At 61.3% G+C, this 25,844-nt stretch carries 25 protein-coding genes; 16 read left to right on the top strand and 9 right to left on the bottom strand.

The annotated features are described in order from the left end of the window. Positions 1-366 precede the first annotated feature (366 nt). Positions 367-1,791, bottom strand: a complete 1,425-nt coding sequence (gene aspA / locus J1G34_RS10230) for an aspartate ammonia-lyase (protein WP_065883807.1) — start codon at positions 1,789-1,791, stop codon at positions 367-369. Positions 1,792-1,974: 183 nt separating this feature from the next. Between aspA and J1G34_RS10235 the strand changes: the two genes are divergently transcribed. From J1G34_RS10235 to J1G34_RS10255, 5 genes are all read left to right on the top strand, one after another. Next, the gene (locus J1G34_RS10235; protein WP_065883805.1) at positions 1,975-2,883 is read left to right on the top strand and encodes a LysR substrate-binding domain-containing protein; all 909 of its coding nucleotides are present in this window, start codon (positions 1,975-1,977) and stop codon (positions 2,881-2,883) included. 369 nt (positions 2,884-3,252) lie between these two features. Then, a complete protein-coding gene (gene purE / locus J1G34_RS10240; RefSeq protein ID WP_003195648.1) occupies positions 3,253-3,744 on the top strand; it encodes a 5-(carboxyamino)imidazole ribonucleotide mutase in 492 nt (163 codons plus the stop codon). A gap of 12 nt (positions 3,745-3,756) precedes the next feature. Then, positions 3,757-4,842, top strand: coding sequence for a 5-(carboxyamino)imidazole ribonucleotide synthase (locus J1G34_RS10245; RefSeq protein ID WP_065883803.1), 1,086 nt, complete (start codon positions 3,757-3,759; stop codon positions 4,840-4,842). A gap of 105 nt (positions 4,843-4,947) precedes the next feature. Continuing rightward, a complete protein-coding gene (locus J1G34_RS10250; RefSeq protein ID WP_065883801.1) occupies positions 4,948-5,193 on the top strand; it encodes a GlsB/YeaQ/YmgE family stress response membrane protein in 246 nt (81 codons plus the stop codon). A 77-nt stretch (positions 5,194-5,270) separates the two neighbouring features. After that, positions 5,271-5,807: a DUF3299 domain-containing protein gene (locus J1G34_RS10255; RefSeq protein WP_065893023.1), complete on the top strand. Its 537-nt coding sequence runs from the start codon at positions 5,271-5,273 to the stop codon at positions 5,805-5,807. Positions 5,808-5,865: 58 nt separating this feature from the next. Here J1G34_RS10255 and J1G34_RS10260 read toward each other — a convergent pair whose 3' ends face one another. Further along, positions 5,866-6,765: a D-hexose-6-phosphate mutarotase gene (locus J1G34_RS10260; protein ID WP_222993966.1), complete on the bottom strand. Its 900-nt coding sequence runs from the start codon at positions 6,763-6,765 to the stop codon at positions 5,866-5,868. 65 nt (positions 6,766-6,830) lie between these two features. Then, complete coding sequence (locus J1G34_RS10265) at positions 6,831-7,235, bottom strand: acyl-CoA thioesterase (RefSeq protein ID WP_003176975.1); 405 nt, start codon at positions 7,233-7,235, stop codon at positions 6,831-6,833. Positions 7,236-7,638: 403 nt separating this feature from the next. Here J1G34_RS10265 and J1G34_RS10270 point away from each other — a divergent pair, with 403 nt between their 5' ends. The 7 genes from J1G34_RS10270 to J1G34_RS10300 all read left to right on the top strand — a co-directional run bounded on the left by J1G34_RS10270 (position 7,639) and on the right by J1G34_RS10300 (position 17,233). Next, a complete protein-coding gene (locus tag J1G34_RS10270; RefSeq protein WP_065893025.1) occupies positions 7,639-8,928 on the top strand; it encodes an MFS transporter in 1,290 nt (429 codons plus the stop codon). A gap of 204 nt (positions 8,929-9,132) precedes the next feature. Beyond that, positions 9,133-10,119, top strand: a complete 987-nt coding sequence (locus tag J1G34_RS10275) for a phosphate ABC transporter substrate-binding protein PstS (protein ID WP_065883793.1) — start codon at positions 9,133-9,135, stop codon at positions 10,117-10,119. Positions 10,120-10,603: 484 nt separating this feature from the next. Continuing rightward, positions 10,604-12,637, top strand: coding sequence for an ABC transporter permease subunit (locus tag J1G34_RS10280; protein WP_170876014.1), 2,034 nt, complete (start codon positions 10,604-10,606; stop codon positions 12,635-12,637). Positions 12,638-12,652: 15 nt separating this feature from the next. Continuing rightward, complete coding sequence (pstA, locus tag J1G34_RS10285) at positions 12,653-14,323, top strand: phosphate ABC transporter permease PstA (RefSeq protein ID WP_065893027.1); 1,671 nt, start codon at positions 12,653-12,655, stop codon at positions 14,321-14,323. A 176-nt stretch (positions 14,324-14,499) separates the two neighbouring features. Continuing rightward, positions 14,500-15,333, top strand: a complete 834-nt coding sequence (gene pstB / locus J1G34_RS10290) for a phosphate ABC transporter ATP-binding protein PstB (protein ID WP_065883786.1) — start codon at positions 14,500-14,502, stop codon at positions 15,331-15,333. A 70-nt stretch (positions 15,334-15,403) separates the two neighbouring features. Further along, positions 15,404-16,165: a phosphate signaling complex protein PhoU gene (phoU, locus tag J1G34_RS10295; protein ID WP_057726096.1), complete on the top strand. Its 762-nt coding sequence runs from the start codon at positions 15,404-15,406 to the stop codon at positions 16,163-16,165. Positions 16,166-16,330: 165 nt separating this feature from the next. After that, entirely contained in the window at positions 16,331-17,233 is a 903-nt protein-coding gene (locus J1G34_RS10300; RefSeq protein ID WP_065893028.1) for a response regulator, read from the top strand. Positions 17,234-17,291: 58 nt separating this feature from the next. Here the strand turns inward: J1G34_RS10300 and J1G34_RS10305 are convergent, their stop codons facing one another. The 3 genes from J1G34_RS10305 to phoB all read right to left on the bottom strand — a co-directional run bounded on the left by J1G34_RS10305 (position 17,292) and on the right by phoB (position 20,970). Beyond that, positions 17,292-18,632 (bottom strand): hemolysin family protein, encoded by a 1,341-nt coding sequence (locus tag J1G34_RS10305; protein ID WP_065893029.1) that lies wholly within the window; start codon positions 18,630-18,632, stop codon positions 17,292-17,294. 267 nt (positions 18,633-18,899) lie between these two features. Continuing rightward, positions 18,900-20,186 (bottom strand): phosphate regulon sensor histidine kinase PhoR, encoded by a 1,287-nt coding sequence (gene phoR / locus J1G34_RS10310; RefSeq protein ID WP_240996987.1) that lies wholly within the window; start codon positions 20,184-20,186, stop codon positions 18,900-18,902. Positions 20,187-20,280: 94 nt separating this feature from the next. After that, positions 20,281-20,970 (bottom strand): phosphate regulon transcriptional regulator PhoB, encoded by a 690-nt coding sequence (gene phoB / locus J1G34_RS10315; RefSeq protein WP_003195617.1) that lies wholly within the window; start codon positions 20,968-20,970, stop codon positions 20,281-20,283. A 156-nt stretch (positions 20,971-21,126) separates the two neighbouring features. Between phoB and J1G34_RS10320 the strand changes: the two genes are divergently transcribed. Further along, complete coding sequence (locus J1G34_RS10320; protein ID WP_065883778.1) at positions 21,127-21,504, top strand: COG4315 family predicted lipoprotein; 378 nt, start codon at positions 21,127-21,129, stop codon at positions 21,502-21,504. A gap of 119 nt (positions 21,505-21,623) precedes the next feature. On the opposite strand, the gene ubiA is transcribed toward J1G34_RS10320, so the two are convergent. Together ubiA and J1G34_RS10330 are read right to left on the bottom strand one after the other, a co-directional pair. Continuing rightward, positions 21,624-22,514, bottom strand: coding sequence for a 4-hydroxybenzoate octaprenyltransferase (ubiA, locus tag J1G34_RS10325; RefSeq protein ID WP_222993968.1), 891 nt, complete (start codon positions 22,512-22,514; stop codon positions 21,624-21,626). After that, entirely contained in the window at positions 22,514-23,077 is a 564-nt protein-coding gene (locus J1G34_RS10330; RefSeq protein WP_065892302.1) for a chorismate--pyruvate lyase family protein, read from the bottom strand. Before J1G34_RS10330 ends, ubiA begins: the two co-directional genes overlap by 1 nt. 194 nt (positions 23,078-23,271) lie before the next feature. Here J1G34_RS10330 and J1G34_RS10335 point away from each other — a divergent pair, with 194 nt between their 5' ends. From J1G34_RS10335 to J1G34_RS10345, 3 genes are all read left to right on the top strand, one after another. Beyond that, positions 23,272-23,439, top strand: a complete 168-nt coding sequence (locus J1G34_RS10335) for a rubredoxin (protein WP_017476746.1) — start codon at positions 23,272-23,274, stop codon at positions 23,437-23,439. Positions 23,440-23,475: 36 nt separating this feature from the next. Beyond that, positions 23,476-24,624 carry an NAD(P)/FAD-dependent oxidoreductase gene (locus J1G34_RS10340; RefSeq protein WP_222993970.1) on the top strand — a complete coding sequence of 383 codons (1,149 nt, stop codon included), beginning with the start codon at positions 23,476-23,478 and terminating at the stop codon, positions 24,622-24,624. Positions 24,625-24,814: 190 nt separating this feature from the next. After that, positions 24,815-25,090 (top strand): HU family DNA-binding protein, encoded by a 276-nt coding sequence (locus J1G34_RS10345; protein WP_003213368.1) that lies wholly within the window; start codon positions 24,815-24,817, stop codon positions 25,088-25,090. Positions 25,091-25,180: 90 nt separating this feature from the next. On the opposite strand, the gene J1G34_RS10350 is transcribed toward J1G34_RS10345, so the two are convergent. Then, positions 25,181-25,843 carry a hypothetical protein gene (locus J1G34_RS10350; RefSeq protein ID WP_065897684.1) on the bottom strand — a complete coding sequence of 221 codons (663 nt, stop codon included), beginning with the start codon at positions 25,841-25,843 and terminating at the stop codon, positions 25,181-25,183. Position 25,844: the final 1 nt, after the last annotated feature.

Here is a 25,844-nt window from a genome sequence, read left to right on the forward strand (position 1 = left end):
AATGGCAAACGCAGGACGGTGCGACGCATCGCTCGGCACCAGGCAGTGCGCGACGTTCGACCCCAATCCTTTTGCGGGTGTTGTTATTCATGCGGTTTCGCGCTGTACAGGACCTCGTTACCGACGATCTCTGACACGAAGAGGGGCGGCACTATACCTAGGCGAACGTGATCCGTCTGCTCGGCCTGATTAAAGGTTTCAGCGAAGCGGTGAGAGGGGAGGTGGGTAAGCGGTGCGATATTGGATTTTTTATAGGCGTCATAAGCAACCTCAAGGCAAAAAAAAGGGCCTGAAGAACGAGCCTTCAGGCCCTCAAAAGGTGAGAGGTGTCTAGTCTCTCAACCTGGTGAGCGGTGCAACAAACACTTAGGCCTTCAGCGGGACCAAGCGTGGAGCGATCATGTTTTCGGGGCGCAGGATGTCGTCGAGCATGGCGTCGTCGAGCAAGCCTTCTTCACGCACCAGTTCCAGCACACCGCGACCGCTTTCAAGGGCGATTCGCGCAATGCGGGTGGCGTTTTCATAGCCGATGTAGGGGTTCAGCGCGGTGACCAGGCCGATGGAGTGCTCCACCAGTTCGCGGCAGCGCGCTTCGTTGGCGGTGATGCCGACGATGCAGTGCTCGCGCAGCATGTCCATGGCGCGTTGCAGCAGGCGGATCGAGTCGAAGATCTTGTAGGCGATCAGCGGCTCCATCACGTTCAGTTGCAGCTGGCCGCCTTCGGCCGCGATGGTCAGGGCCAAATCGTTACCGATGATTTGGAACGCCACCTGGTTCACGGCTTCCGGGATCACCGGGTTGACCTTGCCGGGCATGATCGAGCTGCCTGGCTGGCGCGCCGGCAGGTTGATTTCGTTGATGCCGGTGCGTGGGCCGCTGGACAGCAGGCGCAGGTCGTTGCAGATCTTCGACAGCTTCACCGCGGTACGCTTGAGCATGCCGGAGAACAGCACGAAGGCGCCCATGTCGGAGGTGGCTTCGATCAGGTCGGCCGCCGGTACCAGCGGCTGGCCGCTGATGGTGGCCAGGCGTTGTACGGCCAGGGCCTGGTAGCGTGGGTCGGCGTTGATGCCGGTGCCGATGGCGGTGCCGCCCAGATTCACTTCGGTGAGCAGCTCCGGCGCCAGGGTTTTCAGGCGGGCCAGGTCTTCGCTCAGGGTGGTGGCGAAGGCGCGGAATTCCTGGCCGAGGGTCATCGGCACGGCGTCTTGCAGTTGGGTGCGGCCCATTTTCAATACATGCCCGAACTCGACACCTTTGGCGGCGAAGGCCTGGATCAGGCTGTCGAGGCTGGCCAGCAGCGCGTCATGGCCCAGCAGCAGACCCAGACGGATCGCGGTCGGGTAGGCGTCGTTGGTCGACTGCGCCATGTTCACATCGTTGTTGGGGTGCAGGTACTGGTACTCACCCTTCTGATGGCCCATGGCCTCCAGCGCGATGTTGGCGATCACTTCGTTGGCATTCATGTTGGTGGAAGTGCCGGCGCCGCCTTGAATCATGTCCACCACGAACTCTTCGTGGAAATCGCCGCGAATCAGGCGGGCGCACGCTTCGCTGATGGCCGCGTGCTTGGCTTCGCTGAGCTGGCCCAGTTCGCGGTTGGCGTCCGCTGCTGCTTGCTTGACCATTGCCAGACCGACCACCAATTTCGGGTAATGCGAAATCGGAACGCCCGAGAGGCGGAAGTTGTTCACCGCTCGCAGGGTCTGGATGCCGTAATACGCTTGGGCAGGTACTTCGAGTACGCCAAGCAGGTCTTTTTCGGTACGGAAAGATGCAGCAGAGGACATGACGGAAATCATCTCGATAGGGACCCGGAACTGGCCGGAACGCTGTGAATGCTAGGCTTTTGAGAGTTTTTGGGCCAATGCTGTTAAACACTGGCCTATGCACAAACGGCATAATGTCGATGTGACCCGGTTACCATGACGGGCGTGTGTGCCAAAATGGTGCATTCCCCGTGGGAGGCAGTGATGAACCTTGAGAGCAAATGGCTGGAAGACTTCAGCGCCCTGGCGGCGACGCGCAGCTTTTCCCAGGCGGCGGAGCGGCGCTTTGTCACCCAGCCGGCGTTCAGTCGACGTATTCGCAGCCTGGAAGCGGCGCTGGGGCTGACCCTGGTCAATCGCTCACGCACGCCGGTGGAGCTGACGGCGGCGGGGCAACTGTTCCTGGTCACCGCGCGCACGGTGGTCGAGCAACTCGGTGAAGTGCTGCGCCATTTGCATCATCTGGAAGGCGGGCAGGGGGAGGTCATGCAGGTGGCGGCGGCTCACTCCCTGGCATTGGGTTTTTTCCCGCGCTGGATCGCCCAGTTGCGCAACGAAGGTTTGAACATCGCCACGCGGCTGGTCGCCACCAACGTCGGCGATGCCGTGCACGCCCTGCGTGAAGGCGGCTGCGACCTGATGCTGGCGTTCTACGACCCGGATGCCGCTATGCAGATGGACGCCGAGATCTTTCCCTCGCTGCACCTGGGCAACACCGAAATGCTCCCGGTGTGCGCCGCCGATGCCGACGGCAAGCCGCTGTTCGATCTGGAAGGCGAGGGCAGCGTGCCGTTGCTGGCCTACAGTGCCGGCGCCTTTCTCGGACGCTCGGTGAACCTGCTGCTGCGCCAGCGTGCGCTGCGTTTTACCACCATTTATGAAACCGCCATGGCCGACAGCCTCAAGAGCATGGCGCTGGAAGGTCTGGGTATCGCCTGGGTACCGCAGTTGAGCGTGCGGGCGGAACTGGCCCGTGGCGAGTTGGTGGTGTGTGGCGGGGCGCAATGGCATGTGCCGCTGGAGATTCGGCTGTATCGCTGCGCGCTGGTGCGCAAGGCGAACGTGCGGTTGTTGTGGCGCAAGCTGGAAGGTGGCGCGGCGCAAAATACCTGAGCCCAGTCTCGGGCCCAGCCTCGCGCCCAATTTCAGGCCCAATGCAGGGCAAATGTGGGAGGGGGCTTGCCCCCGATTGCGGTGTGTCAGGCACTGAATATGTCACTGACAGACCGCTATCGGGAGCAAGCCCCCTCCCACAGGGTTTTGCGGTGTATTGGACTGACTCTTGAGTCAATAAAACCGCCGGTTTGGGCGGCAAGACAGATGGTCATTCCAGGGGCTGTTTATCTGGATTATTACGGTATACTGCGCGGCCTTCGGCCGGTCCAACCGGCCTTAATTCGTACACCAAGCCACGCCGGATTTCCCGCGTGGCTTGTTGTTTTTTGACGCGCCTGCGGGCGCCCAGAGAGAAGAGGCACGACGATGAGTGCATTGGTTGGCGTGATCATGGGCTCCAAGTCCGATTGGTCCACCCTTAGCCACACCGCCGATATGCTGGAAAAACTCGGCATTCCGTACGAAGTGAAGGTGGTCTCCGCCCACCGCACCCCGGACTTGCTGTTCCAGTATGCCGATGAAGCAGAATCCCGTGGCATCGAGGTGATCATTGCCGGTGCCGGCGGTGCGGCGCATTTGCCGGGCATGTGTGCAGCCAAGACTCACCTGCCCGTGCTCGGTGTACCGGTGCAGTCGTCAATGCTCTCGGGCGTGGATTCGCTGTTGTCCATCGTGCAGATGCCCGCCGGCATTCCGGTGGCAACCCTGGCGATCGGCAAGGCCGGCGCGATCAACGCCGCGTTGCTGTCCGCCAGTATCCTGGGCGCCAAGCACCCGCAGTTCCATGCGGTGCTGAAAAAATTCCGTGCTGAGCAGACAGACAGCGTGCTGGACAATCCAGACCCACGCATCGCCTGAGGGTGTTGATTGATGAAAATCGGTGTAATCGGTGGCGGCCAACTGGGCCGCATGCTGGCTCTGGCGGGAACCCCGCTGGGGATGAACTTCGCTTTCCTGGACCCGGCGCCGGACGCTTGCGCGGCAGCCCTGGGTGAACACCTGCGCGCGGACTACAGCGACCCGGATCATCTGCGTCAACTGGCCGACGAAGTTGACCTGGTGACCTTCGAGTTCGAAAGCGTCCCGGCCGAAACCGTAGCGTTCCTGTCGCAGTTCGTCCCGGTGTACCCGAGCGCCGAAGCCCTGCGCATCGCGCGCGACCGCTGGTTCGAGAAGAGCATGTTCAAGGACCTGGGCATCCCGACCCCGGCCTTCGCCGACATCCAGTCCCAGGCGGACCTGGACGCCGCCGTCGCCAGCATCGGCCTGCCGGCCGTGTTGAAAACCCGCACCCTGGGGTATGACGGCAAGGGCCAGAAAGTCCTGCGCACTGCGGCCGATGTGGTCGGCACCTTTGCCGAACTGGGCGGCGTCGCGTGCCTGCTGGAAGGCTTCGTGCCGTTCACCGGTGAAGTCTCGCTGATCGCCGTGCGTGCCCGTGACGGCGAAACCCGCTTCTATCCGTTGGTGCACAACACCCACGACAGCGGCATTCTCAAGCTGTCCGTCGCCAGCACCGACCACCCGCTGCAGGCCCTGGCCGAGGATTATTCCAGCCGCGTGCTCAAGCAGCTGGATTACGTTGGCGTGATGGCGTTCGAGTTCTTCGAAGTCGATGGCGGTCTCAAGGCCAACGAAATCGCCCCACGCGTGCACAACTCCGGGCACTGGACCACCGAAGGCGCCGAATGCAGCCAGTTCGAGAACCACCTGCGGGCGGTGGCGGGCTTGCCGTTGGGCTCCACGGCCAAGGTTGGCGAGAGCGCCATGCTCAACTTCATCGGCGTGGTGCCGCCGGTTGAGCGAGTCATGGCGATCGACGATTGCCATGTGCATCACTACGGCAAGGCCTTCAAGGCAGGGCGCAAGGTGGGTCACGCCAACCTGCGCTGCAAGGACCGCGCGACCCTGCAGGCGCAGATCCTCAAGGTCGAAGCGCTGATCGCCGAACAATAAGCTGCATCGTCGCGGGAACCATTAAGGCTCGGCGTCCCTCTGATTGCAGGATGCCAAAGTCTGACTAGGCTTTGGCATGACTCACACCAATCAGAGGGAAATGCCATGGGTATCATTGGAACCATCTTTATCGGCTTGATCGTCGGCCTGCTGGCGCGTTTCCTCAAGCCTGGCGACGACAGCATGGGCTGGATCATGACCATTCTGCTGGGTATCGCCGGCTCCCTGGCTGCAACCTACGGTGGCCAGGCGCTGGGGATCTACCAGGCCGGTCAAGGCGCAGGCTTTATCGGTGCGCTGATCGGTGCGATCGTGCTGCTGGTCATCTACGGCCTGATCAAAAGAAAGTAATCAGCCGACAAAGTCCTCTGCGCTGCGCAGGCGCAGAGGGCTAGAATGCTCGGCACTTGTACTTGCCGAGCCTCTCCATGCGCCGTTTCCTGTTGACTCTCCTCTTGCTGGGCTCAGGCCTGGCCCACGCCGGCGAACTGCCGGAAACCGACTGGCTCGAGCTGATGCCGCTGTCGGATCAGAAAGCCCTCGAAGCCATGCCCGAGATCGATCACAACTCGCCCGAAGCCCAAGGCACCTTTACCGACAAGGGTGGCCTGAAGCAGAGCAAAGGCTTGCCGGCGGTGATGTATTCCACCAAGACCGTGGCGGCCATGAACGGCAAGCACATCCGTATCGGCGGCTACCCGGTGCCGTTGGAAACCGATGCCAAGGGCCGCAGCACCCTGTTCTTTCTCGTGCCGTACCCCGGCGCGTGTATCCATGTGCCGCCACCGCCGCCCAACCAACTGGTGCTGGTGCGCTATCCCAAGGGGCTGAAGCTGGATGATATCTACACGCCGCTGTGGGTGACCGGAACCTTGAAGGTGGAGAAGGTGAATAACGACCTGGCGGACGCGGCGTATGCGCTGGATGCAGGGAAGGTGCGGGTGGTGAAGGAGTCCGATCTCTAACAGCCAACACATAACAATGTGGGAGGGGGCTTGCCCCCTCCCACATTTTTGATTGGGTTTACAAAGGAATGCTGGCGATGCTCACGCCCAGGGTGTGGCTTTCGCCGGGTGCCAACGCCACCACGTCGTCCAGCACATTCGCCGTCTCGATGCACAACATCCCCTGCCAGCCATCGTCGGCCATGTCATCGAAGGCCTTGGCGCGTTCGGTCCACGGGTTCCAGATCACGGTCGATTTCGACCCTTCGCTGGTGAGCTGGATGCGACGCTGCCAGTCCTTGTCGAGGATGCTAAGGCGGGCCGGTGTATCGAGGTAGATACGGTCAGTCTCGGCACTGAAGTGCAGCAGGCCGGACTGGGTTTTCTCGGTCCAGCCATCGGCGGTATCGATATAGGTCGCCCCCTCCACGCCTTCGACCTGCACGTTGCGCACATCGCTGACGGCGAAGTAGGTGTGCAATGCCTGGCTGAAGGTCACGGTGTCAGTGCCACGGTTATGGCTGGTGAGGTGGATATGCAACTGGTCGTCCAGCACCAGGCTCAACGTCAGGTCGACCTGATGAGGCCAGCCAGGAAAACCGCCTGCCGGTACGGGCAGCGCAAGGTCCACCCGCAACGCCTGGCCTTCAAGCTTGGTTGCGGCTAATTCCCACAACGCCGTCCGCACAAAACCGTGGGCGCCGGCCGGCTGATCGCTGTGGCGCATCGCCTTGACGCTCTGCGGGTTGCGCTCGAATACACCAAACCACGGCCAGCACACCGGGACGCCGGTACGAATGCCTTTGCCCTGCTTGAACACCGCCTCGGGGTTCGGCCAGATCAGCGGCTGCTCGCCATCGCGCTGGTAACTGAAGAGATGCGCGCCCTGTTGGGCCACCATCAATTCGGCGCCGTTGTGGCGGATGCGCCAGCAGTCCAGCTCGTCGATTTTCACGGTTTCAACGTGGGGCGTCGGCATAACAAAGCTCTCTCAGTGGCAGGCAATGGGCAATGGGGCAATTGACCGTGAAAACCCGATGAGGTTTAACGCGCGCGCGACGGAACCGAGCGCGTGCGGCCGCTGCCGTCGATGGCGACGAACACGAACACCGCCTCTGTCACCTTGCGCCATTCGCTGGACAGCGGGTCATCGCTCCACACTTCGACCATCATCTGGATCGAGCTGCGGCCGATTTCCAGGGCCTGGGTATAGAAGGACAACTGCGCGCCCACCGCGACCGGTACCAGGAATGCCATGCGATCAATGGCCACGGTGGCTACACGTCCGCCGGCCACCTTGCTGGCCATTGCCGTGCCGGCCAGGTCCATCTGCGCGACCAGCCAGCCACCGAAGATATCGCCAAAACCGTTGGTTTCACGTGGAAGTGCAGTGATTTGCAGGGCGAGATCGCCTTGCGGGATAGGATCTTCTTGTTCGAGTTCGATCATGCCGAGGGCCTCTGACCCGTGACGCTTCATGGGTATTTCAAGTGGATAGCCGTCTTCTGGAAAAACGTTTCAGCACCAACATACACCGCTCGATGCGTTTCTCGTAAGGCGAACTAAAGGGAAACTCTGCCAAATCGGCTGGATGGCGCCCAACAACGTTTTGGCACAGCAGCCCGTCAAGACTGGGGTTCCTGCGCTTGCACGGGCGAGTATATCGGGACGCTGGCGCGACGACGACCACCTGAGGCTCATTTGGTCGGTAAATAGACGCTGTATCGGGGCTTTTGCGCGCAACTGTTTTCATAGCGCTGTGCTTTTTCAGGCGATTTGCTATCTTGCCAGACCCGCCGCAAGTCATGGGCGTGCAGTCCTTTACGCTGATTACTATAAGAGAAGCCTTGCCATGTCCTCCGTGCCCGCAAGCAGTGCGCAACCGTCGCGCCCGCTGACCCGCAACGACTACAAAACCCTGTCGCTGTCTGCCTTGGGCGGGGCGCTGGAATTCTACGACTTCATCATTTTCGTATTTTTCGCCACTGTGGTCGGGAAACTGTTCTTCCCCGTCGACATGCCCGAATGGCTGCGCATGATGCAGACCTTCGGCATCTTCGCCGCCGGCTACCTGGCTCGCCCGCTGGGCGGCATCATCATGGCGCACTTCGGCGACCTGCTGGGCCGCAAGAAAATGTTCACCCTGAGCATCTTCATGATGGCCGTGCCGACCTTGATCATGGGGCTGCTGCCGACCTACGCGCAGATCGGCCTGTGGGCACCGCTCCTGCTGCTGTTGATGCGCGTGATCCAGGGCGCGGCGATTGGCGGCGAGGTACCGGGCGCCTGGGTATTCGTCTCCGAACACGTCCCGCCACGTCACATCGGCTACGCCTGCGGCACACTCACCAGCGGCCTCACCGCCGGTATTTTGCTGGGCTCGCTGGTAGCCACCGCGATTAATACGGCCTATACCCCGGAGCAGGTCTCCGATTACGCCTGGCGGATCCCGTTCCTGCTCGGCGGTGTCTTCGGCCTGCTGTCGGTGTACCTGCGCCGCTGGCTGCATGAAACGCCGATCTTCGCCGAGATGCAGCAACGCAAGACCCTGGCCGCCGAACTGCCGTTGCGCGCGGTACTGCGTGACCACCGTGGCGCCATCGTGCTGTCGATGCTGCTGACCTGGCTGCTGTCGGCCGGCGTCGTGGTGGTCATCCTGATGACCCCGACCGTGCTGCAGACCGTCTACCACTTCAGCCCCACGGTTGCGTTGCAGGCCAACAGCCTGGCCATCGTGACCCTGAGCCTGGGTTGCATTGCCTCGGGTGCCCTGGCCGACCGTTTTGGTGCCGGGCGTGTGCTGGTCACCGGTTGCGCGTTGTTGCTGGCCACTTCCTGGACGCTGTACCACAGCCTCATGGCCCACCCGGACTGGCTGTTCCCGCTGTACGCCTTGACCGGCCTGTTTGTCGGCACTATCGGTGTGGTGCCCTACGTGATGGTCAAAGCCTTCCCACCGGTGGTGCGTTTCAGCGGCCTGTCGTTCTCCTACAACGTGGCCTACGCTGTGTTTGGCGGGCTGACGCCATTGGCGGTGTCGCTGCTGATGAAGGAAAGCCCGATGGGCCCGTCCTACTATGTCGCCGCCCTGTGTGTGATGGGGATGGTGGTGGGCGGGTATCTGTGGAAGCGTTCCCGCTGAGCTTGATCGTTCCCACGCTCCCGCGTGGGAATGCCGCCTGGGACGCTCTGCGTCCCCCTGCTGCCGCAATACGCGAGTGTTGTGCCAATCCTCCCCCCCAATAGTGGCCTTTCATCTAACTGTCACATTGCAGACATAGAGTGTTCACACGGCCTCTCGATACTTGGCCCCGATCCAACTATCCCTATCTGCTAGGAGCAAGGCATGAAACTGAAACGTTTGATGGCGGCAATGACATTTGTCGCTGCTGGCGTCGCGACCGCCAACGCGGTGGCTGCTGGCGTTGACCCGGCGATCCCGGCTTACGTCAAGACCACTGGTGTGTCGGGCAACCTGTCCAGCGTCGGTTCCGATACCCTGGCAAACCTGATGACCCTGTGGGCCGAGGGTTATAAAAAGGAATACCCGAACGTCAACATCCAGATTCAAGCGGCCGGCTCTGCCACCGCGCCACCTGCGCTGACTGAAGGCACCTCCAACCTGGGCCCGATGAGCCGCAAGATGAAGGACACCGAACTGGCGGCCTTCGAGCAGAAGTACGGCTACAAGCCAACCGCAATCCCGGTAGCTGTGGATGCACTGGCGGTATTCGTGCACAAGGACAACCCGATCCAGCACCTGACCATGGAACAGGTCGACGCGATCTTCTCCTCGACGCGCTTGTGCGGCGCTAAAGCCGACGTGAAAACCTGGGGTGACCTGGGCGTGACCGGCGACCTGGCCAACAAGCCGGTTCAACTGTTCGGCCGTAACTCGGTATCCGGCACCTACGGCTACTTCAAGGAAGAAGCCCTGTGCAAAGGCGACTACAAGCCTAACGTGAACGAACAACCTGGCTCGGCCTCGGTCGTGCAGTCGATCAGCTCCTCGCTGAACGGCATCGGTTACTCGGGCATCGGCTACAAGACCGCCAGCGTGAAAACCGTGGCCCTGGCCAAGAAAGGCAGCACTGAGTTCATCGAGGACAGCGAAGAAAACGCCCTGAACGGCAAATACCCGCTGTCGCGTTTCCTCTACGTTTACGTCAACAAAGCTCCGAACAAGCCTCTGGCACCGCTGGAAGCCGAGTTCGTGAAACTGGTGCTGTCCAAACAGGGCCAGGAAGTTGTCGTGAAAGACGGTTACATCCCGCTGCCAGCCAAAGTTGCCGCCAAGGCCCTGGCTGACCTGGGTCTGAAAGAAGGCAACTAAGTAGCTGGGCTGGGTAAAACCAGCCTTTCTGTAGGAGCGAGCTTGCTCGCGAAAAACGATAGGGCACCGTGGTTATTCAGAAACGACGCGTTATCGTTGACGATCTTCGCGAGCAAGCTCGCTCCTGCAGAAACTCCTAATTTCAAGTCCGCTGCCAGCTATGCTTCGCGGCGGATTTCCTGCGTCACTGCATTGTCATCTTTCTGTCATACAGGATCGCTAGGGTGTGCGCATGAATGATCTGGCCAATTCCACCATGACGACAACTTCTCCCCCCAAGCGCATTGATTTCAATACGCCTGAGCTGCAACGCAAGCGCCGCATTCGCGCGCTCAAAGACCGTTTGACTCGTTGGTATGTGCTGGTCGGCGGCCTCGCCGTTCTCGGCGCAATCACCCTGATTTTCTTCTTCCTCGCCTACGTGGTCGCGCCGTTGTTCCAGGGTGCTTCGCTGACCAAGGAAGAAGCGCTCACACCGGCCTGGATCCAGGACGCCGGCAAGCCGCTGATGATTTCTCTGGAAGAACAGAACCAGGTCGCCATGCGGGTTTCCGACAAGGGCCAGGCGCTGTTCTTTGATGTTACTACCGGCGCCGAACTCAAGCGTGTCGACCTGGCGCTGCCGGCAGGCGCGAGCGTAGCGTCGATTGGTGAAGACCAGCCGGGCAGCCCGCTGGTGATCCTCGGCTTGTCCAATGGCCAGTCCCTGGTGTTCCGTCACACCTATAAGGTGTCATACCCGGACGGCAAGAAAACCATCACGCCTGCGATTGAGTACCCCTACGGTGAAACGCCTATCGTGCTCGACGATACCGGCCGCCCGTTGGAGCACGTCGCCCTCAATGCCACGGACTCGTCGCTGGTGGTTGCAGGCTCGGCCGGTTCGCACTTGAACGTGCTGACCCTGAGTCGCGAAGAAAACATGATGACCGGCGAAGTCACCAGCGAGCAGAAACGTGTCGAACTGCCGCAAATGACCGAGCCGGTGAAGGCGATCTTCATCGACCCGCGCCAGCAATGGTTGTATGTGATCAACGGTCGCGCCCTGGCCGATGTGTTCAGCCTGCGCGACAAGAGTCTCAACGGTCGCTACAAGCTGCTGGAAGACGGCACTGCCGAAGTCACCGCCAGCACCCAACTGGTGGGCGGCATCTCGCTGATCATCGGTAACTCCAAGGGCGGCCTGGCCCAGTGGTTCATGGCCCGCGATCCGGATGGCGAGCAACGCCTCAAGCAGATCCGTACCTTCCAGATGGGCACTGCGCCCATCGTGGAAATCACCGCCGAAGAGCGTCGCAAAGGCTTCACCGCCCTCGACGCTTCCGGCCAGTTCGGCGTGTTCCATAGCACCGCGCACCGTACCTTGCTGGTCGATCCAGTGGTCGACGGCCAAGGCGTGTTCGGCCTGTCGCCACGGGCCAACCGCGTCATCGTCGAAGCCGGTGGCAAGCTGCAACCGTTGCTGCTCGACAACCCGCACCCGGAAGTGTCGTGGAGCGCGCTGTGGAGCAAGGTCTGGTACGAGAACTACGACGAGCCCAAGTACGTCTGGCAATCGACTGCCGCCAACACCGACTTCGAACCCAAGATGAGCCTGGCGCCGCTGACTTTCGGTACGCTGAAAGCCGCGTTCTACGCGATGCTGCTCGCCGCACCGCTGGCTGTAGCCGCCGCGATCTACACCGCTTACTTCATGGCTCCGAGCCTGCGCCGCAAGGTCAAGCCGGTGATCGAATTGATGGAAGCGATGCCCACGGTGATCCTCGGTTTCTTCGCCGGCCTGTTCCTGGCGCCTTATGTGGAAGGGCATCTGCCGGGGATTTTCAGCCTGCTGATGCTGTTGCCGATTGGCATCCTGGTGGCCGGCTTTGTGTTCAGCCGTTTGCCTGAGTCGATCCGCCTGCGGGTGCCGGATGGCTGGGAAAGCGCGATCCTGATCCCGGTGATCCTGTTCGTGGGCTGGCTGTCGCTGTACATGAGCCCGTACCTGGAGACCTGGTTCTTCGGCGGCGACATGCGCATGTGGATTTCCCATGACCTGGGCATCACCTACGACCAGCGCAACGCCCTGGTGGTCGGCCTGGCCATGGGTTTTGCGGTCATCCCGAACATCTACTCCATCGCCGAAGACGCCGTGTTCAGTGTGCCGCGCGGCCTGACCCTGGGCTCCCTGGCCCTCGGTGCCACGCCCTGGCAGACCATGACCCGCGTAGTGATCCTGACTGCCAGCCCGGGCATCTTCTCCGCGCTGATGATCGGCATGGGCCGCGCCGTGGGCGAGACCATGATCGTGCTGATGGCCACCGGTAACACGCCGGTGATGGAGATGAACCTGTTCGAAGGCCTGCGCACCCTGGCGGCCAACGTCGCAGTGGAAATGCCCGAGTCGGAAGTGGGCGGCAGTCACTACCGCGTGCTGTTCCTCTCGGCGCTGGTGCTGCTGCTGTTCACGTTCATCATGAATACCCTCGCCGAGCTGATCCGTCAGCGTCTGCGCAAGAAATACTCGTCGCTTTAAGAAAGGTAGAAGTCTGTGAAACAGAACTCCCTGAATGGATGGTTCAAGAGCGGCGCCCCCGGCGTCTGGATCAGCGGTGGCGCAGTGTCCATCGCGGTCATCATGACCATTGGTTTGCTGGCGGTGATTGCGGTGCGCGGTCTGGGCCATTTCTGGCCGGCCGACCTGATCCAGGCCAACTACAGCGTACCGGGCCAGGCCAACCATATCGTCATCGGCGAAGTGGTGCAGAAGGAAGAAGTGCCGCGCGAGCGCCTGAAAAGCGCCGGCCTGCCGGTGCCCGACGAGGGCCCGGAGTTCATGACCCGCGAGCTGATCAAGGTCGGCAACCGCGACTTGAACGGCAATGACTTCACCTGGATCGTCGGCGAATGGTTGAAGGACCAGACCAGGCCGGTGCAGTTGATGACCATCGAGCGGCGTGAATGGGGCAACTTCTACGGCACCCTGGTCAACGTCAAGCAGGATGGCAAGATCATCGCCGAAGGCGAGGCCGCGTGGCCGGAGTTGCAAGCCCGTGTGGAGCGCGTCAACAAGCTCGCCGCCCAGCTCAAGAGCCTGGAAAAAACCGATATCGGCGCGATCAACGCCGGGCTGGAGCGCGTTCGCCTGCACGGTCGCAAGCTGGAGCTGGAAGGCAAGCTTGACGCCGCCGCCCAGGCTGACATGGACGCCGACCGCGCCGAACTGAATGCCCGCTACCAGGACATCGAAGCGCGCCTGGCCGACCTGCACGCCCAATTCAACCGCGACGCGCTGACGGCCCGGGACGGCAACGGCAAGGAAATCGAAATAGGTATCGGCAAGGTGGTGCACGCCTACCAGCCGAACGCCATGGGCACCCTGACCAAGATCGGCTTCTACTTCAGCAAGGTCTGGGAGTTCTTGAGCGACGACCCACGGGAAGCCAACACCGAAGGCGGGATCTTCCCGGCTATCTTCGGCACCGTGATGATGACCCTGATCATGGCGATGATCGTCACGCCGTTCGGCGTGCTGGCGGCGGTGTACTTGCGTGAGTACGCCAAGCAGAACACCCTGACGCGGATCATCCGCATCGCGGTCAACAACCTGGCGGGCGTGCCGGCCATCGTCTACGGCGTGTTTGGCCTGGGCTTTTTCGTGTACGTACTGGGTGGCTCGGTGGACCGGCTGTTCTTCGCCGAAGCCCTGCCGGCGCCGACCTTCGGCACGCCGGGGCTGCTCTGGGCCTCGCTGACCCTGGCATTGCTGGCGGTGCCGGTGGTGATCGTGGCCACCGAAGAAGGCCTGGCGCGGATTCCTCGCACCGTGCGCGAAGGGTCCCTGGCGCTCGGCGCGACCAAGGCGGAAACGCTGTGGAAGATCGTGCTGCCGATGGCCAGCCCGGCGATGATGACCGGCATGATCCTCGCCGTGGCCCGTGCCGCCGGTGAAGTGGCGCCGTTGATGCTGGTCGGCGTGGTGAAGCTGGCCCCGTCGCTGCCGCTGGACGGCAACTACCCGTACCTTCACCTAGACCAGAAGATCATGCACCTGGGCTTCCATATCTATGACGTCGGCTTCCAGAGCCCCAACGTCGAAGCGGCGCGACCGCTGGTCTACGCCACCGCCCTGCTGCTGGTGATGGTAATCGCCACGCTCAACCTGTCGGCGGTGTGGATTCGTAACCACCTGCGCGAGAAATACAAAGCGCTGGACAGCTGATAACCCAGTAGGAGCGAGCTTGCTCGCGAGAAACGCAAGGGCACCGCGTTCATTCAGGCGCCCCGCGTTATCGTTAACGAGCTTCGCGAGCAAGCTCGCTCCTACAGAAGAATGATGTAACCGCAGGCCTTTCGCCGCGGCTCACTGAAATGAATTGGTAGCACAGGGAGCATCCCATGCAACACGAAACCCATTCCCACGGCATCAACATGTCGGCCCTGGGACGCGACAAGCAAAGCCTGAGCCTGGCCCAGGAAACCGTGGCCATCGAAGTGCCGGGCCTGAGTCTCTACTACGGCGACAAGCAGGCGCTGTTCGACGTCAGCATGAACATCCCCAAGCAGCGCGTGACCGCCTTCATCGGCCCGTCCGGCTGCGGCAAGTCCACGTTGCTGCGCACGTTCAACCGCATGAACGACCTGGTGGACGGTTGCCGCGTGGAAGGTGCCATCAACCTCTACGGCACCAACATCTACCGCAAGGGCGAAGACGTGGCCGAGTTGCGTCGCCGCGTGGGCATGGTGTTCCAGAAGCCCAACCCGTTCCCCAAGACCATCTATGAAAACGTGGTCTACGGCCTGCGCATCCAGGGCATCAACAAAAAACGCATCCTCGACGAAGCGGTCGAGTGGGCGCTCAAGGGCGCAGCGCTGTGGGACGAGGTCAAGGATCGCCTGCACGAGTCGGCCCTTGGTTTGTCCGGTGGTCAGCAACAACGTCTGGTCATCGCGCGTACCATCGCCGTGGAGCCTGAAGTGCTGCTGCTCGACGAACCGTGCTCGGCCCTCGACCCGATCTCCACGCTCAAGGTCGAAGAGCTGATCTACGAACTCAAGTCCAAGTTCACCATCGTCATCGTGACCCACAACATGCAGCAGGCCGCGCGGGTGTCCGACTACACCGCGTTCATGTACATGGGCAAGCTGGTGGAGTTCGGCGATACCGATACCCTGTTCACCAATCCGGCGAAAAAGCAGACCGAAGATTACATCACCGGTCGCTACGGCTAGGAAGCCGTGGTTCTGATTGCACTGACGCTGCGGTTCTCCGCACCTTACCGGACGCTCCAAGGACGCCAACATGATTAGCAAAGAAGGCCTTACCCACCACATCTCCGCGCAGTTCAACGCCGAGCTCGAGGAAGTGCGCAGCCACCTCCTGGCGATGGGCGGCCTGGTGGAGAAGCAAGTCAACGATGCGGTCACCGCGCTGATCGAGGCCGACTCGGGCCTGGCCCAGCAGGTGCGTGAGATCGATGACCAGATCAATCAGATGGAACGCAACATCGACGAAGAATGCCTGCGCATCCTGGCCCGCCGCCAGCCCGCGGCTTCCGACCTGCGTTTGATCATCAGCATCTCCAAGTCGGTGATCGACCTCGAGCGTATCGGCGACGAAGCCACCAAGATCGCCCGCCGCGCCATCCAGCTGTGCGAAGAAGGCGAAGCGCCGCGTGGTTACGTGGAAGTGCGCCACATCGGCGACCAGGTGCGCAACATGGTGCGCGATGCCCTCGACGCGTTTGCGCGGTTCGATGCGGACCTGGCGCTGTCTGTGGCCCAGTACGACAAGGTCATCGATCGCGAATACAAGACCGCCTTGCGTGAGCTGGCCACCTACATGATGGAAGACCCGCGCTCTATCTCGCGCGTCTTGAGCATCATCTGGGTGCTGCGCTCGCTGGAGCGCATCGGCGACCACGCGCGCAATATCTCGGAATTGGTGATTTACCTGGTACGCGGCACCGACGTTCGGCACATGGGCCTCAAGCGCATGAAAGCCGAAGTTGAAGGCAGCGCTGATCTTATCCCTAATGTTCCGGGCGAATCTGACGATAAGTAAGGTTGCCCGAGAAATTAACGCCCGGCCATTGGTCGGGCGTTTTCGTTTGTGGCGAGCGGAATTGATTGCGGACGGGGCGTAATAAGTCCTAACGTGACTGCAGAGTTTTGGCAAAATGCCATCATGGGCGTGCTGCCAGCCAAGGTTTTATAGGATGAAGGGTCGATGAGTAAAGTCAGTGTGTTGGTGGTGGATGACGCCTCGTTTATTCGCGACCTGGTGAAGAAGTGCCTGCGCAACTACTTCCCGGGGATCAAGATCGAAGATGCGGTGAACGGCAAGAAGGCGCAATCCATTCTGATGCGCGAGACCTTCGACCTGGTGCTGTGCGACTGGGAAATGCCGGAGATGTCCGGGCTTGAGCTGTTGACCTGGTGCCGCGAGCAAGCCCACCTGAAGGCCATGCCGTTCGTGATGGTGACCAGCCGGGGTGACAAGGAAAACGTGGTGCAGGCCATCCAGGCCGGCGTGTCCGGTTACGTCAGCAAGCCATTCACCAACGAACAGTTGCTGAACAAGGTCAAGCAGGCCCTGCACAAGATCGGCCGCCTCGACGCGTTGATCGCCAGCGCGCCGACCAAGATGAGCTCGGCGTTCGGCAACGACTCCCTGAGCGCACTGACCGGTGGCAAGCCCGAAGCGGTCAAGTCGGCGCCGGTGGCGGCTGCCCCGAATAAAGGCCTGCTCAACAGCGCGCCTGTTGCCGCTGTCCCGGCCGCATCGCCCGCCAGCGGCCGTGGCCAGGGCCAGTTGCGCCTGTCCAGCGGCACCCAGCAATGCGTGATCAAGGCGCTGAGCATCAAGGAGGCGTTGTTGGTGGTGCGTCGCGGTGAGGTCCTGCCCCAGGTCCTGGAAAGCGCCGTGCTCGACCTCGAACAGGGCGAGAACGCTGAAGTGGCACGCCTCAATGGCTACCTGCACGCCATCGTTGCCTACGAGCCCAGGCCCGACAGCGACTGGCTGCAACTGACCTTCCGGTTTATCGACCAGGATGCGCAGAAGCTGGACTACATCTCCCGCCTGATCGCCCGTGGCACCGCGCAGAAGCACTTTGTGCCGGGTGCGTGATCTACAGAGCACCGCCTGACCAATGTGGGAGGGGGCTTGCCCCCTCCCACATTGGTAGTCAATCCAGCATCAGCACCTTGGCCAGCACGATCTTCGGCCCTTTCATCTTCTTGATGATGATCCGCAAGCCTTCAACCTCCAGCACTTCTTCCTCTTCCGGCACCCGTTTCAAGGTGTCGTAGATCAGGCCCGCCAGGGTTTCGGCCTCGATGTGGTCCAGGTCGATGCCGAGCAGGCGTTCGACCTTGAACAGCGGCGTGTCGCCACGCACCAGCAGCTTGCCCGGCTGGTAGGCGAGGATGCCGCGTTCGGCCTTGCGGTGTTCATCCTGGATATCGCCGACCAGCACTTCCAGCACGTCTTCCATGGTCAGGTAGCCAATGATCTTGCCATCGGCTTCCTCCACCAGGGCGAAGTGCGCGCCGCCTTTGCGGAACTGCTCGAGCAACTGCGACAACGGCATGTGCCGTGACACGCGCTCCAGCGGGCGGGTCAGTTCGGCCAGATTGAACGACTCGGGGATATGGTCCAGGGCCGCCAGTTCCAGCAGCAGGTCCTTGATATGCAACAGGCCCACGAACTCGTTGCGCACGGCGTCATACACCGGGTAACGGCTGAATTTGTGGCGACGGAACAGCGCCAGGATTTCCTTGAGTGGGGCGTTGAAATCCAGGGTGACCAGGTCTTCCCGGGAGTTGGCCCAGTCCACCACTTCCAGTTCGCCCATTTCCACGGCGGAGGCGAGTACGCGCATGCCTTGGTCGCTCGGGTCCTGGCCACGGCTGGAGTGCAGGATCAGCTTGAGCTCTTCGCGGCTGTAATGGTGTTCGTGATGCGGGCCGGGCTCGCCTTGGCCGGCGATGCGCAGGATCGCGTTGGCGCTGGCGTTGAGCAGGTAGATCGCCGGGTACATCGCCCAGTAGAACAGGTACAGCGGCACGGCGGTCCACAGCGACAGCAATTCGGGTTTGCGGATGGCCCAGGATTTGGGGGCCAGCTCGCCGACCACAATGTGCAGGTAGGAAATCACGAAGAAGGCGGCAAAGAACGACACGCCCTTGATCACCTCCGGCGACTCGACGCCTACCGCGCCCAGCAACGGCTCGAGGATGTGCGCAAACGCCGGCTCACCGACCCAGCCCAGGCCCAGGGAGGCGAGGGTGATACCCAGCTGGCAGGCCGACAGGTAGGCGTCGAGCTGGCTGTGCACGGTGCGCAGGATCTGCCCGCGCCAGCCGTTGGTGTGGGCAATGGCCTCGACCCGGGTCGAGCGCAGTTTGACCATGGCAAATTCCGCCGCAACGAAGAAGCCGTTGAGCAGTACCAGGACCAGTGCAAAAAGAATCATGCCGAAATCGGCGAAAAGTGTCGCGAGGGTAATACCAGGGGAAGGGTCCATGATGGGGTTTTGCAGGTTCCGTATGTTCAATAGGGGGAAAGCGGGCCTGAAAGGCAGGCGCAAGTCGGCCAATGTAGCGGCTGACGGGGCGCTTGCCTAGTGGCTGCTGCCGGGCGGGGCCTGGAATACGCCCTCCAAGACACTGCAGGTCCAAATGTGGGAGGGGGCTTGCCCCCGATAGCCGGGTGTCAGTCAACACATCTGCTACTGATACACCGCTATCGGGAGCAAGCTCCCTCCCACATTCAAATTAGTGCCATGGCTGAGTTATTCGTCATTCCCGACGAGCTGCGAGCGCGTCACCTGCGCCGGCGGAAAGTGGCAGGTAAAGGTACTGCCATGCCCCAGCACGCTGCTGATCTCCAGGCGTGCCCGATGGCGCAGCAGCACATGCTTGACGATCGCCAGGCCCAGCCCTGTGCCGCCGGTATTGGAGTTGCGGCTGGAATCGACGCGGTAGAAGCGTTCGGTCAGGCGTGGCAGATGCTTGGCGTCGATACCGATGCCGGAGTCCTGCACGCTCAGGTGTGCCCCCTGTTCGTCGGCCCACCAGCGGATGCGGATGTTGCCCTTGTCCTGGGTGTACTTCACCGCGTTGAACACCAAATTGGAAAACGCACTGCGCAGCTCGCCTTCGCTGCCCTTGAGCAGCACCGTCGGGTCGGCGTCCAGCGTGATCTGCTGGCCGCGTTCGCCGGAGAGCGCCTGGGCGTCGTTCTTGATGGTTTTCAACAGGCTTTGCACCGCCACCGGGTGGTTATCGGAGGGGTAGTCGGTGGCCTCAAGCTTGGCCAGCAGCAGCAAGTCATTGAGCAGGGTTTGCATGCGCGAGCCTTGCTGCTGCATCTGCTGCAGGGCGCGGCTCCAGCGCGGGTTGATCTCGTCGACATTGTCCAGCAGCGTCTCCAGGTAGCCGCAGATCACCGTCAACGGCGTGCGCAGCTCGTGGGAGACGTTGGCGACGAAGTCCTTGCGCATCTGTTCCAGCTGATGGATGCGGGTCACGTCGCGCACCAGCATCAAGTGCTCATTGTTGCCGTAGCGCGTCAGGTACAGCTGGATGCGCACGCGATCGTTGGTGGGCGAGGGGATTTCCAGGGCCTCTTCGTAGTTTTCCTGCTCGAAGTATTCCTTGAAGCGCGGGTGGCGCACCAGGTTGGTCACCGGCTGGCCGCTGTCCTGGGGCGTCTTGAGGCCCAGCAGGGTCTCGGCGGCGCGGTTCCACCATTCCAGGTTGCCGTCGCTGTCGAGCATGATCACCGCGTCCTTGAGCGCGGCGGTGGACTCCTGTACCCGGTCGATCACCGCCTGCAGGCGCCCGCGCACCCGTTGGTCGCGGCGCTGCAAGTGGTAAATGCTGTCGAACACTTCGCCCCACAGGCCGTAGCCGTCGGGCGGTGCTTCGTCGGGTTTGTGCTGGCGCAGCCATTCATGCAGGCGCAGCAGTTGCTTGAGGGTCCAGCCCAGGTACAGCGCGATGCCGATGGCCAGGCTCCAGCCGTAATAACCACTGATCAACCCGACCAGCAGGCAACCGGTGACGAGCAGGAGCATGTGGCGAATCAGGGTGCCATGCCAGTTTTGGTTCACTTGAACATGCGTCCTTGTCAGCTGTTAAGTCAGGCTCTTGAGTCTACAACCAGCTGGCTCAGCCCTTGGTAGAAAACCGGTAGCCCGTGCCGCGCACGGTTTGTACCAGATTCTCATAGGCATCGCCCAAGGCTTTGCGCAGACGGCGGATATGCACGTCCACGGTGCGCTCCTCCACGTACACATTGCCGCCCCACACCTGGTCCAGCAGTTGGCCGCGGGTGTAGGCGCGTTCCTGGTGGGTCATGAAAAACTGCAACAGACGGTATTCGGTCGGGCCCATCTCAGCCGGCTTGCCGTCGATGGTCACGCGGTGGCTGATCGGGTCCAGGATCAGGCCGTCGACTTCGATGGGGGCTTCGCCGTCGGTCGGGCCGGCTCGGCGCAGCACGGCCTTGAGGCGCGCTACCAGCTCTCGCGGGGAGAAAGGCTTGGTGATGTAGTCATCGGCGCCGACTTCCAGGCCCTGGATCTTGTTGTCCTCTTCGCCCTTGGCGGTGAGCATGATGATCGGGATATCCCCGGTCAGCTCGTCACGCTTGAGGCGCCGGGCCAGCTCGATACCGGAAGTGCCGGGCAGCATCCAGTCGAGCAGGATCAGATCCGGCTTGCGGTCGACGATAATGGCATGGGCCTGCTGGGAGTTCTCCGCCTCCAGGCAGTCGTAGCCGGCCATTTCCAACGCAACGGCGATCATCTCGCGAATGGGCGCTTCGTCGTCAACAATCAGAATGCTCCTGCCAACCATGCTCAAAAATCCTCTTTGTCATTTAACTGTCTTGCGCCGCATTAGATAACGGAATTATTGCAGTCGTGTGACAGTAATTTAGTCCCTTGGGCAATTCACGGCACTCTGGACTACCCTTTGGGTCCGAATCCTGACAACCACAAAAGGAAGGTTCCGATGACTTACAGCACGATTTCCTGGAAAGCCCTGCTGGTAACGGCCGCGTTGACGCTGCCGGGCCTGGCTTTTGCCGCAGAACCTGCGATGACGAAAGACGGGATGCTGGTGGATCACAAAGGCCTGACGCTCTACACCTTCGACAAGGACGCCGACGGCAAGTCTGCGTGCAAGGACCAGTGCGCGACCAACTGGCCGCCGCTGAAGGCGGAGTCTACGGATACCAAGGCTGGCGACTGGACAGTGATTACTCGCGACGATCAGACCAGTCAATGGGCCTACAAAGGCAAGCCGGTCTACACCTACAAGGATGACAAGAAAGCCGGTGACAAGACCGGGGATGGCAAGGGTGGGGCTTGGCATATCATCAAGCCTTGACTGCGCGGCGCTGCTGAAATCATCGGGGGCAAGCCCCCTCCCACAGTTGATGGGTGAACACCTGCAAATGTGGGAGGGGGCTTGCCCCCGATGGCGTCGGAACAGTTACCGCAAACCTCTCATCGCAACCCGTAGTCAGCCACAATCCCCACAAAAATCGCCAACCCGGCCCAGTGGTTGTGCAAAAACGCCTTGAAGCACTTCATGCGGTCCCGGTCCCGGGTGTACCAGAACTCCCAGGCAAAACAGCCTGCCGCCGCCAGCAGCCCCAAGTGAAACCAGCCGCCCAGCTCGAACCGAGCCCCGGCGAGCAACAGGCACACCAGCGCCAGGCCCTGCAGGGTGAGAATGATCACACGGTCAGCATCACCGAACAGGATCGCGGTGGATTTCACGCCGATCCTCAAGTCGTCGTCGCGGTCGGTCATCGCGTAATAGGTGTCGTAACCCACCGTCCACAACAGGTTGGCGATGTACAGCAGCCACGCCTCGGCCGGCAGATGCCCGGTTTCGGCCGTGAACGCCATCGGCATGCCCCAGGAGAACGCCGCGCCCAGCACCACCTGCGGGTAATAGGTGTAACGCTTCATGAACGGATAGCTTGCCGCCAGCGCCAGCCCGCCAAGGGACAGCAGGATAGTGCTGGCGTTGGTCAGCAGCACCAGCAGGAAACTGATGCCCATCAGCAGCGCAAAAAACACCAGCGCCTCTTTCGAACTGATCTTGCCGCTGACCAGCGGACGTTGCTCGGTGCGCTTCACATGCCCGTCGACCTTGCGGTCGGCCCAGTCGTTGATCACGCAGCCACCGGCACGGGTCAGTACCACTCCCAGCACGAAAATCACGATATTGAGCAGCGACGGCGAGCCCTTGCCGGCGATCCACAGCGCCCATAGCGTCGGCCACAGCAGCAGGTAGATACCGATGGGCTTGTCCATGCGCGTCAGTTGAATGAAATCCCAGGCCCTGGGGTTCAGGCGATTCAAGGATTTGAGCACACGTTGGTACATCAGCGGTTCTCCGGATGGTCATGCAGCACCTGCCACACACTCGGCAGGAAGACTTCCGCCACCAGCACGCTCAGCGCCCCGCGATCGAAGCGCGAGCGGCGCGCCCACAGCCCGTCGGCCTGATCCGCAGCGGGTAGCCAATGTGCCGGGTAATGGCACACCTCGATCGGCTGACGGGTAAAGGCGCGGTCGCAGAACAACAACTCGCCCAGCGACCGACTGCCCAGCTCATCCATATGCAAGCCGTCGCCCTGCAAGGCGCCGCGTGACGCGACACTGCGGGCAAACACCCAGGGTTGGCCATGCCCGCGCAAATACACCTCGCGTACCCAGCCGACCGTGGCAGGCGGCAGGGCCAGCGCCGCGCATTCATCGTCGCGCAACGGTTGCCAGCCCTCGAGCAGCGGCGTCACGCTGAAATTGCCGGCGGACAGCCCAGTCAGCCGCCGCGTCAGCGAGCCTTCATCGAACAGCCAATCGAGGGTCAAGGGCGCAGGCATCGGGCTCAGAAGGCTCTGGGGCAGCCATCGGCAAGCATCGGAAGGGGCGATTGAGTGCGGCACGGCAAGTCAATATTGGCAGCAAAAGAGGCGGCGAGCTTACCATGGCGTCCTGAACTTTTGCCGGGCTGAACCCGCCGTTTAAGCCAATCCTACTTGCATCTGCCGGCTGCGATCAGTACAAACGCCCTGAGCCGAGCGGCAGCGCTGGTCTATCGACCGTCGGCCAAGATGCCTGGACCCTGAGGAAGTACGTAATGAAAAAGTGGCAATGTATCGTCTGTGGCCTGATCTATGACGAAAAAGATGGCTGGCCGGATGACGGAATCGCTCCGGGCACCCTGTGGCAGGACGTCCCGGAAGACTGGCTGTGCCCGGACTGCGGCGTAGGCAAAATGGATTTCGAAATGATCGAAATCGGCTAATTTGAAGTTTACGAAACTTACTACAAGGAGAAAGGAATGAACTCACCTGTCGTGATCATCGGCACAGGATTGGCCGGTTACAACGTGGCCCGGGAGTTTCGCAAGCTCGACAGCGACACCCCATTGCTGCTGATCACCGCGGATGACGGGCGCTCCTACTCCAAGCCCATGCTCTCCACCGGTTTTGGCAAGAACAAGGAAGCCGATGGCCTGAGCATGGCCGAACCTGGCGCCATGGCCGAGCAACTCAAGGCCCAGGTACGCACCCACACCCGTATCAGCGGCATTGACCCGGGCCACAAGCGCTTGTGGATCGGCGAGGAGTCGGTGACCTACCGCGACCTGATCCTCGCCTGGGGCGCCGAGACCGTGCGTGTTCCGGTCGAGGGTGACGCCGCCGAGCTGATTTTCCCGATCAACGATCTTGAAGACTATGCGCGCTTTCGCGCCGCCGCTGCCGGCAAACGCCGCGTGCTGCTGCTCGGCGCCGGCCTGATCGGCTGCGAGTTTGCCAACGACCTGATCCTTGGCGGCTATGAAGTCGACCTGGTCGCGCCGTGCGAGCAAGTCATGCCGACCCTGCTGCATCCGGCGGCCGCGGCTGCGGTGCAGGCCGGGCTGGAAGGCATTGGCGCGCGTTTCCACCTGGGGCCGGTACTCAATCGTCTGCAACGCAACGCCGATGGCCTCGAAGCCCATCTGTCGGACGGCGAAGTGATCCAGTGCGACCTGGTGGTCTCCGCCATCGGCCTGCGCCCGCGCACAGACCTGGCGGCGGCGGCCGGCCTGCAGACCAACCGTGGCATCCTGGTGGACCGCCACCTCAAAACCTCCCACGCCAATATCTACGCCCTGGGCGACTGTGCCGAGGTCGATGGCTTGAACCTGCTGTACGTCATGCCCCTGATGACCTGCGCTCGCGCGTTGGCCCAGACCCTGGCCGGCAACGCGACCGCCGTGAGCTACGGGCCGATGCCGATCACCGTGAAGACCCCGGTCTGCCCGCTGGTGGTTTCACCGCCTCCACGTGGTAGCGAAGGCGTATGGAGCGTCGAAGGCGAGGGCGCCGACATCAAGGCCCTGTGCCGCGACGCCAGCGGTCGCCTGCTGGGCTACGCGCTGACCGGCACCGCCGTCATGGAAAAACTGGCATTGAATAAGGAACTTCCGCCGCTGCTGGCGTAAATGTCGGTCGTTCTGTCGGAATCAGCCTCTTCTTACCCATAGAAAGGTCGCGGCGAGGCTGGCGGAGCGTGCGAGGGCATGCCATCCTCACTCCCGTCTGCCGCAGAGTAGAGCCTGCGGCGCCTTGGCGCTGCTCCACCAGAGAGCAGCACGGACATAACAACAAAAAACCGTCAAAGAGGCTTCACATATGCGTAAACCAGAACTCGCCGCCGCCATCGCTGAAAAGGCCGATCTCACCAAGGAACAGGCCAACCGCGTCCTCAACGCCGTTCTCGAAGAAATCACCGGCGCCCTGCACCGCAAGGACAGCGTCACCCTGGTCGGCTTCGGCACTTTCCTGCAACGCCACCGCGGCGCCCGCACCGGCAAGAACCCGCAGACCGGTGAGCCGGTGAAGATCAAGGCCAGTAATACTGTTGCGTTCAAGCCGGGTAAATCGCTTAAAGACAGCGTCAATCCGTGATGGCGGTACCGTCTCGAAAGGAGGCGGGGCGGTAAGAGGAATGGGCACGCCAACTGGATTGGGTGCCCATTTTTTGTGGGGGCTCGCTGATTAATCACACACAAGCGAGTGATCCGGGAAATGACTCAGTTTGAACTTCTTTAATTCTTGTGCAACGGAGTTTTCAAGATTTTCCGGGGCCATCAGCGTTTTGACTTCACGCTCCCATCCTGCTGCTCCGCCTACGCGTTGAGTCACACCTTCCGGCCATCCTTGAAGGATTGACTTGTAATGCTCGATGCGTTCGTGGGCCATTGCACTCTTCTCGCACCAAGCCAATAACAATATGTTGTCGGTCATGGCCTGTACTGGAAAATTATCTCTACCGGCTACAGTAGTTTGATAAATAGAGTCCAGCGTAGTGCATGCAATTGTATCGAGGAACGCAGTAGGACATTGCGATCGAAAACACTCAACAAGTGCTTCGAACTTATTTGAGTGGCGCAAAGGACTTATCGATTCCTCAACACCCTTACTGTTTAATAGTGATGTTGGCGCGACCAGCGAGACCACTGGGAACGACGTCATCAATGAGTGCGTGTGGAATACCGGGACATAGTGTTCCTCACCATAAACGGGCTTGAGGTAAATGCCGGTCAACAGAGGACCGTTACGCTTTAGTAAGTGAAGGGGTTTATATATTTCATAAGTCCCCATCACTTCTTTCCAGTCTTGGGTGATTGCCTTTTTTTCAGCGGTCGTCATTTTTTTCATA

Origin of the sequence: Pseudomonas sp. Wu6, assembly GCF_019891515.1 — a bacterium.
GTDB classification, from domain to species: domain Bacteria; phylum Pseudomonadota; class Gammaproteobacteria; order Pseudomonadales; family Pseudomonadaceae; genus Aquipseudomonas; species Aquipseudomonas orientalis_A.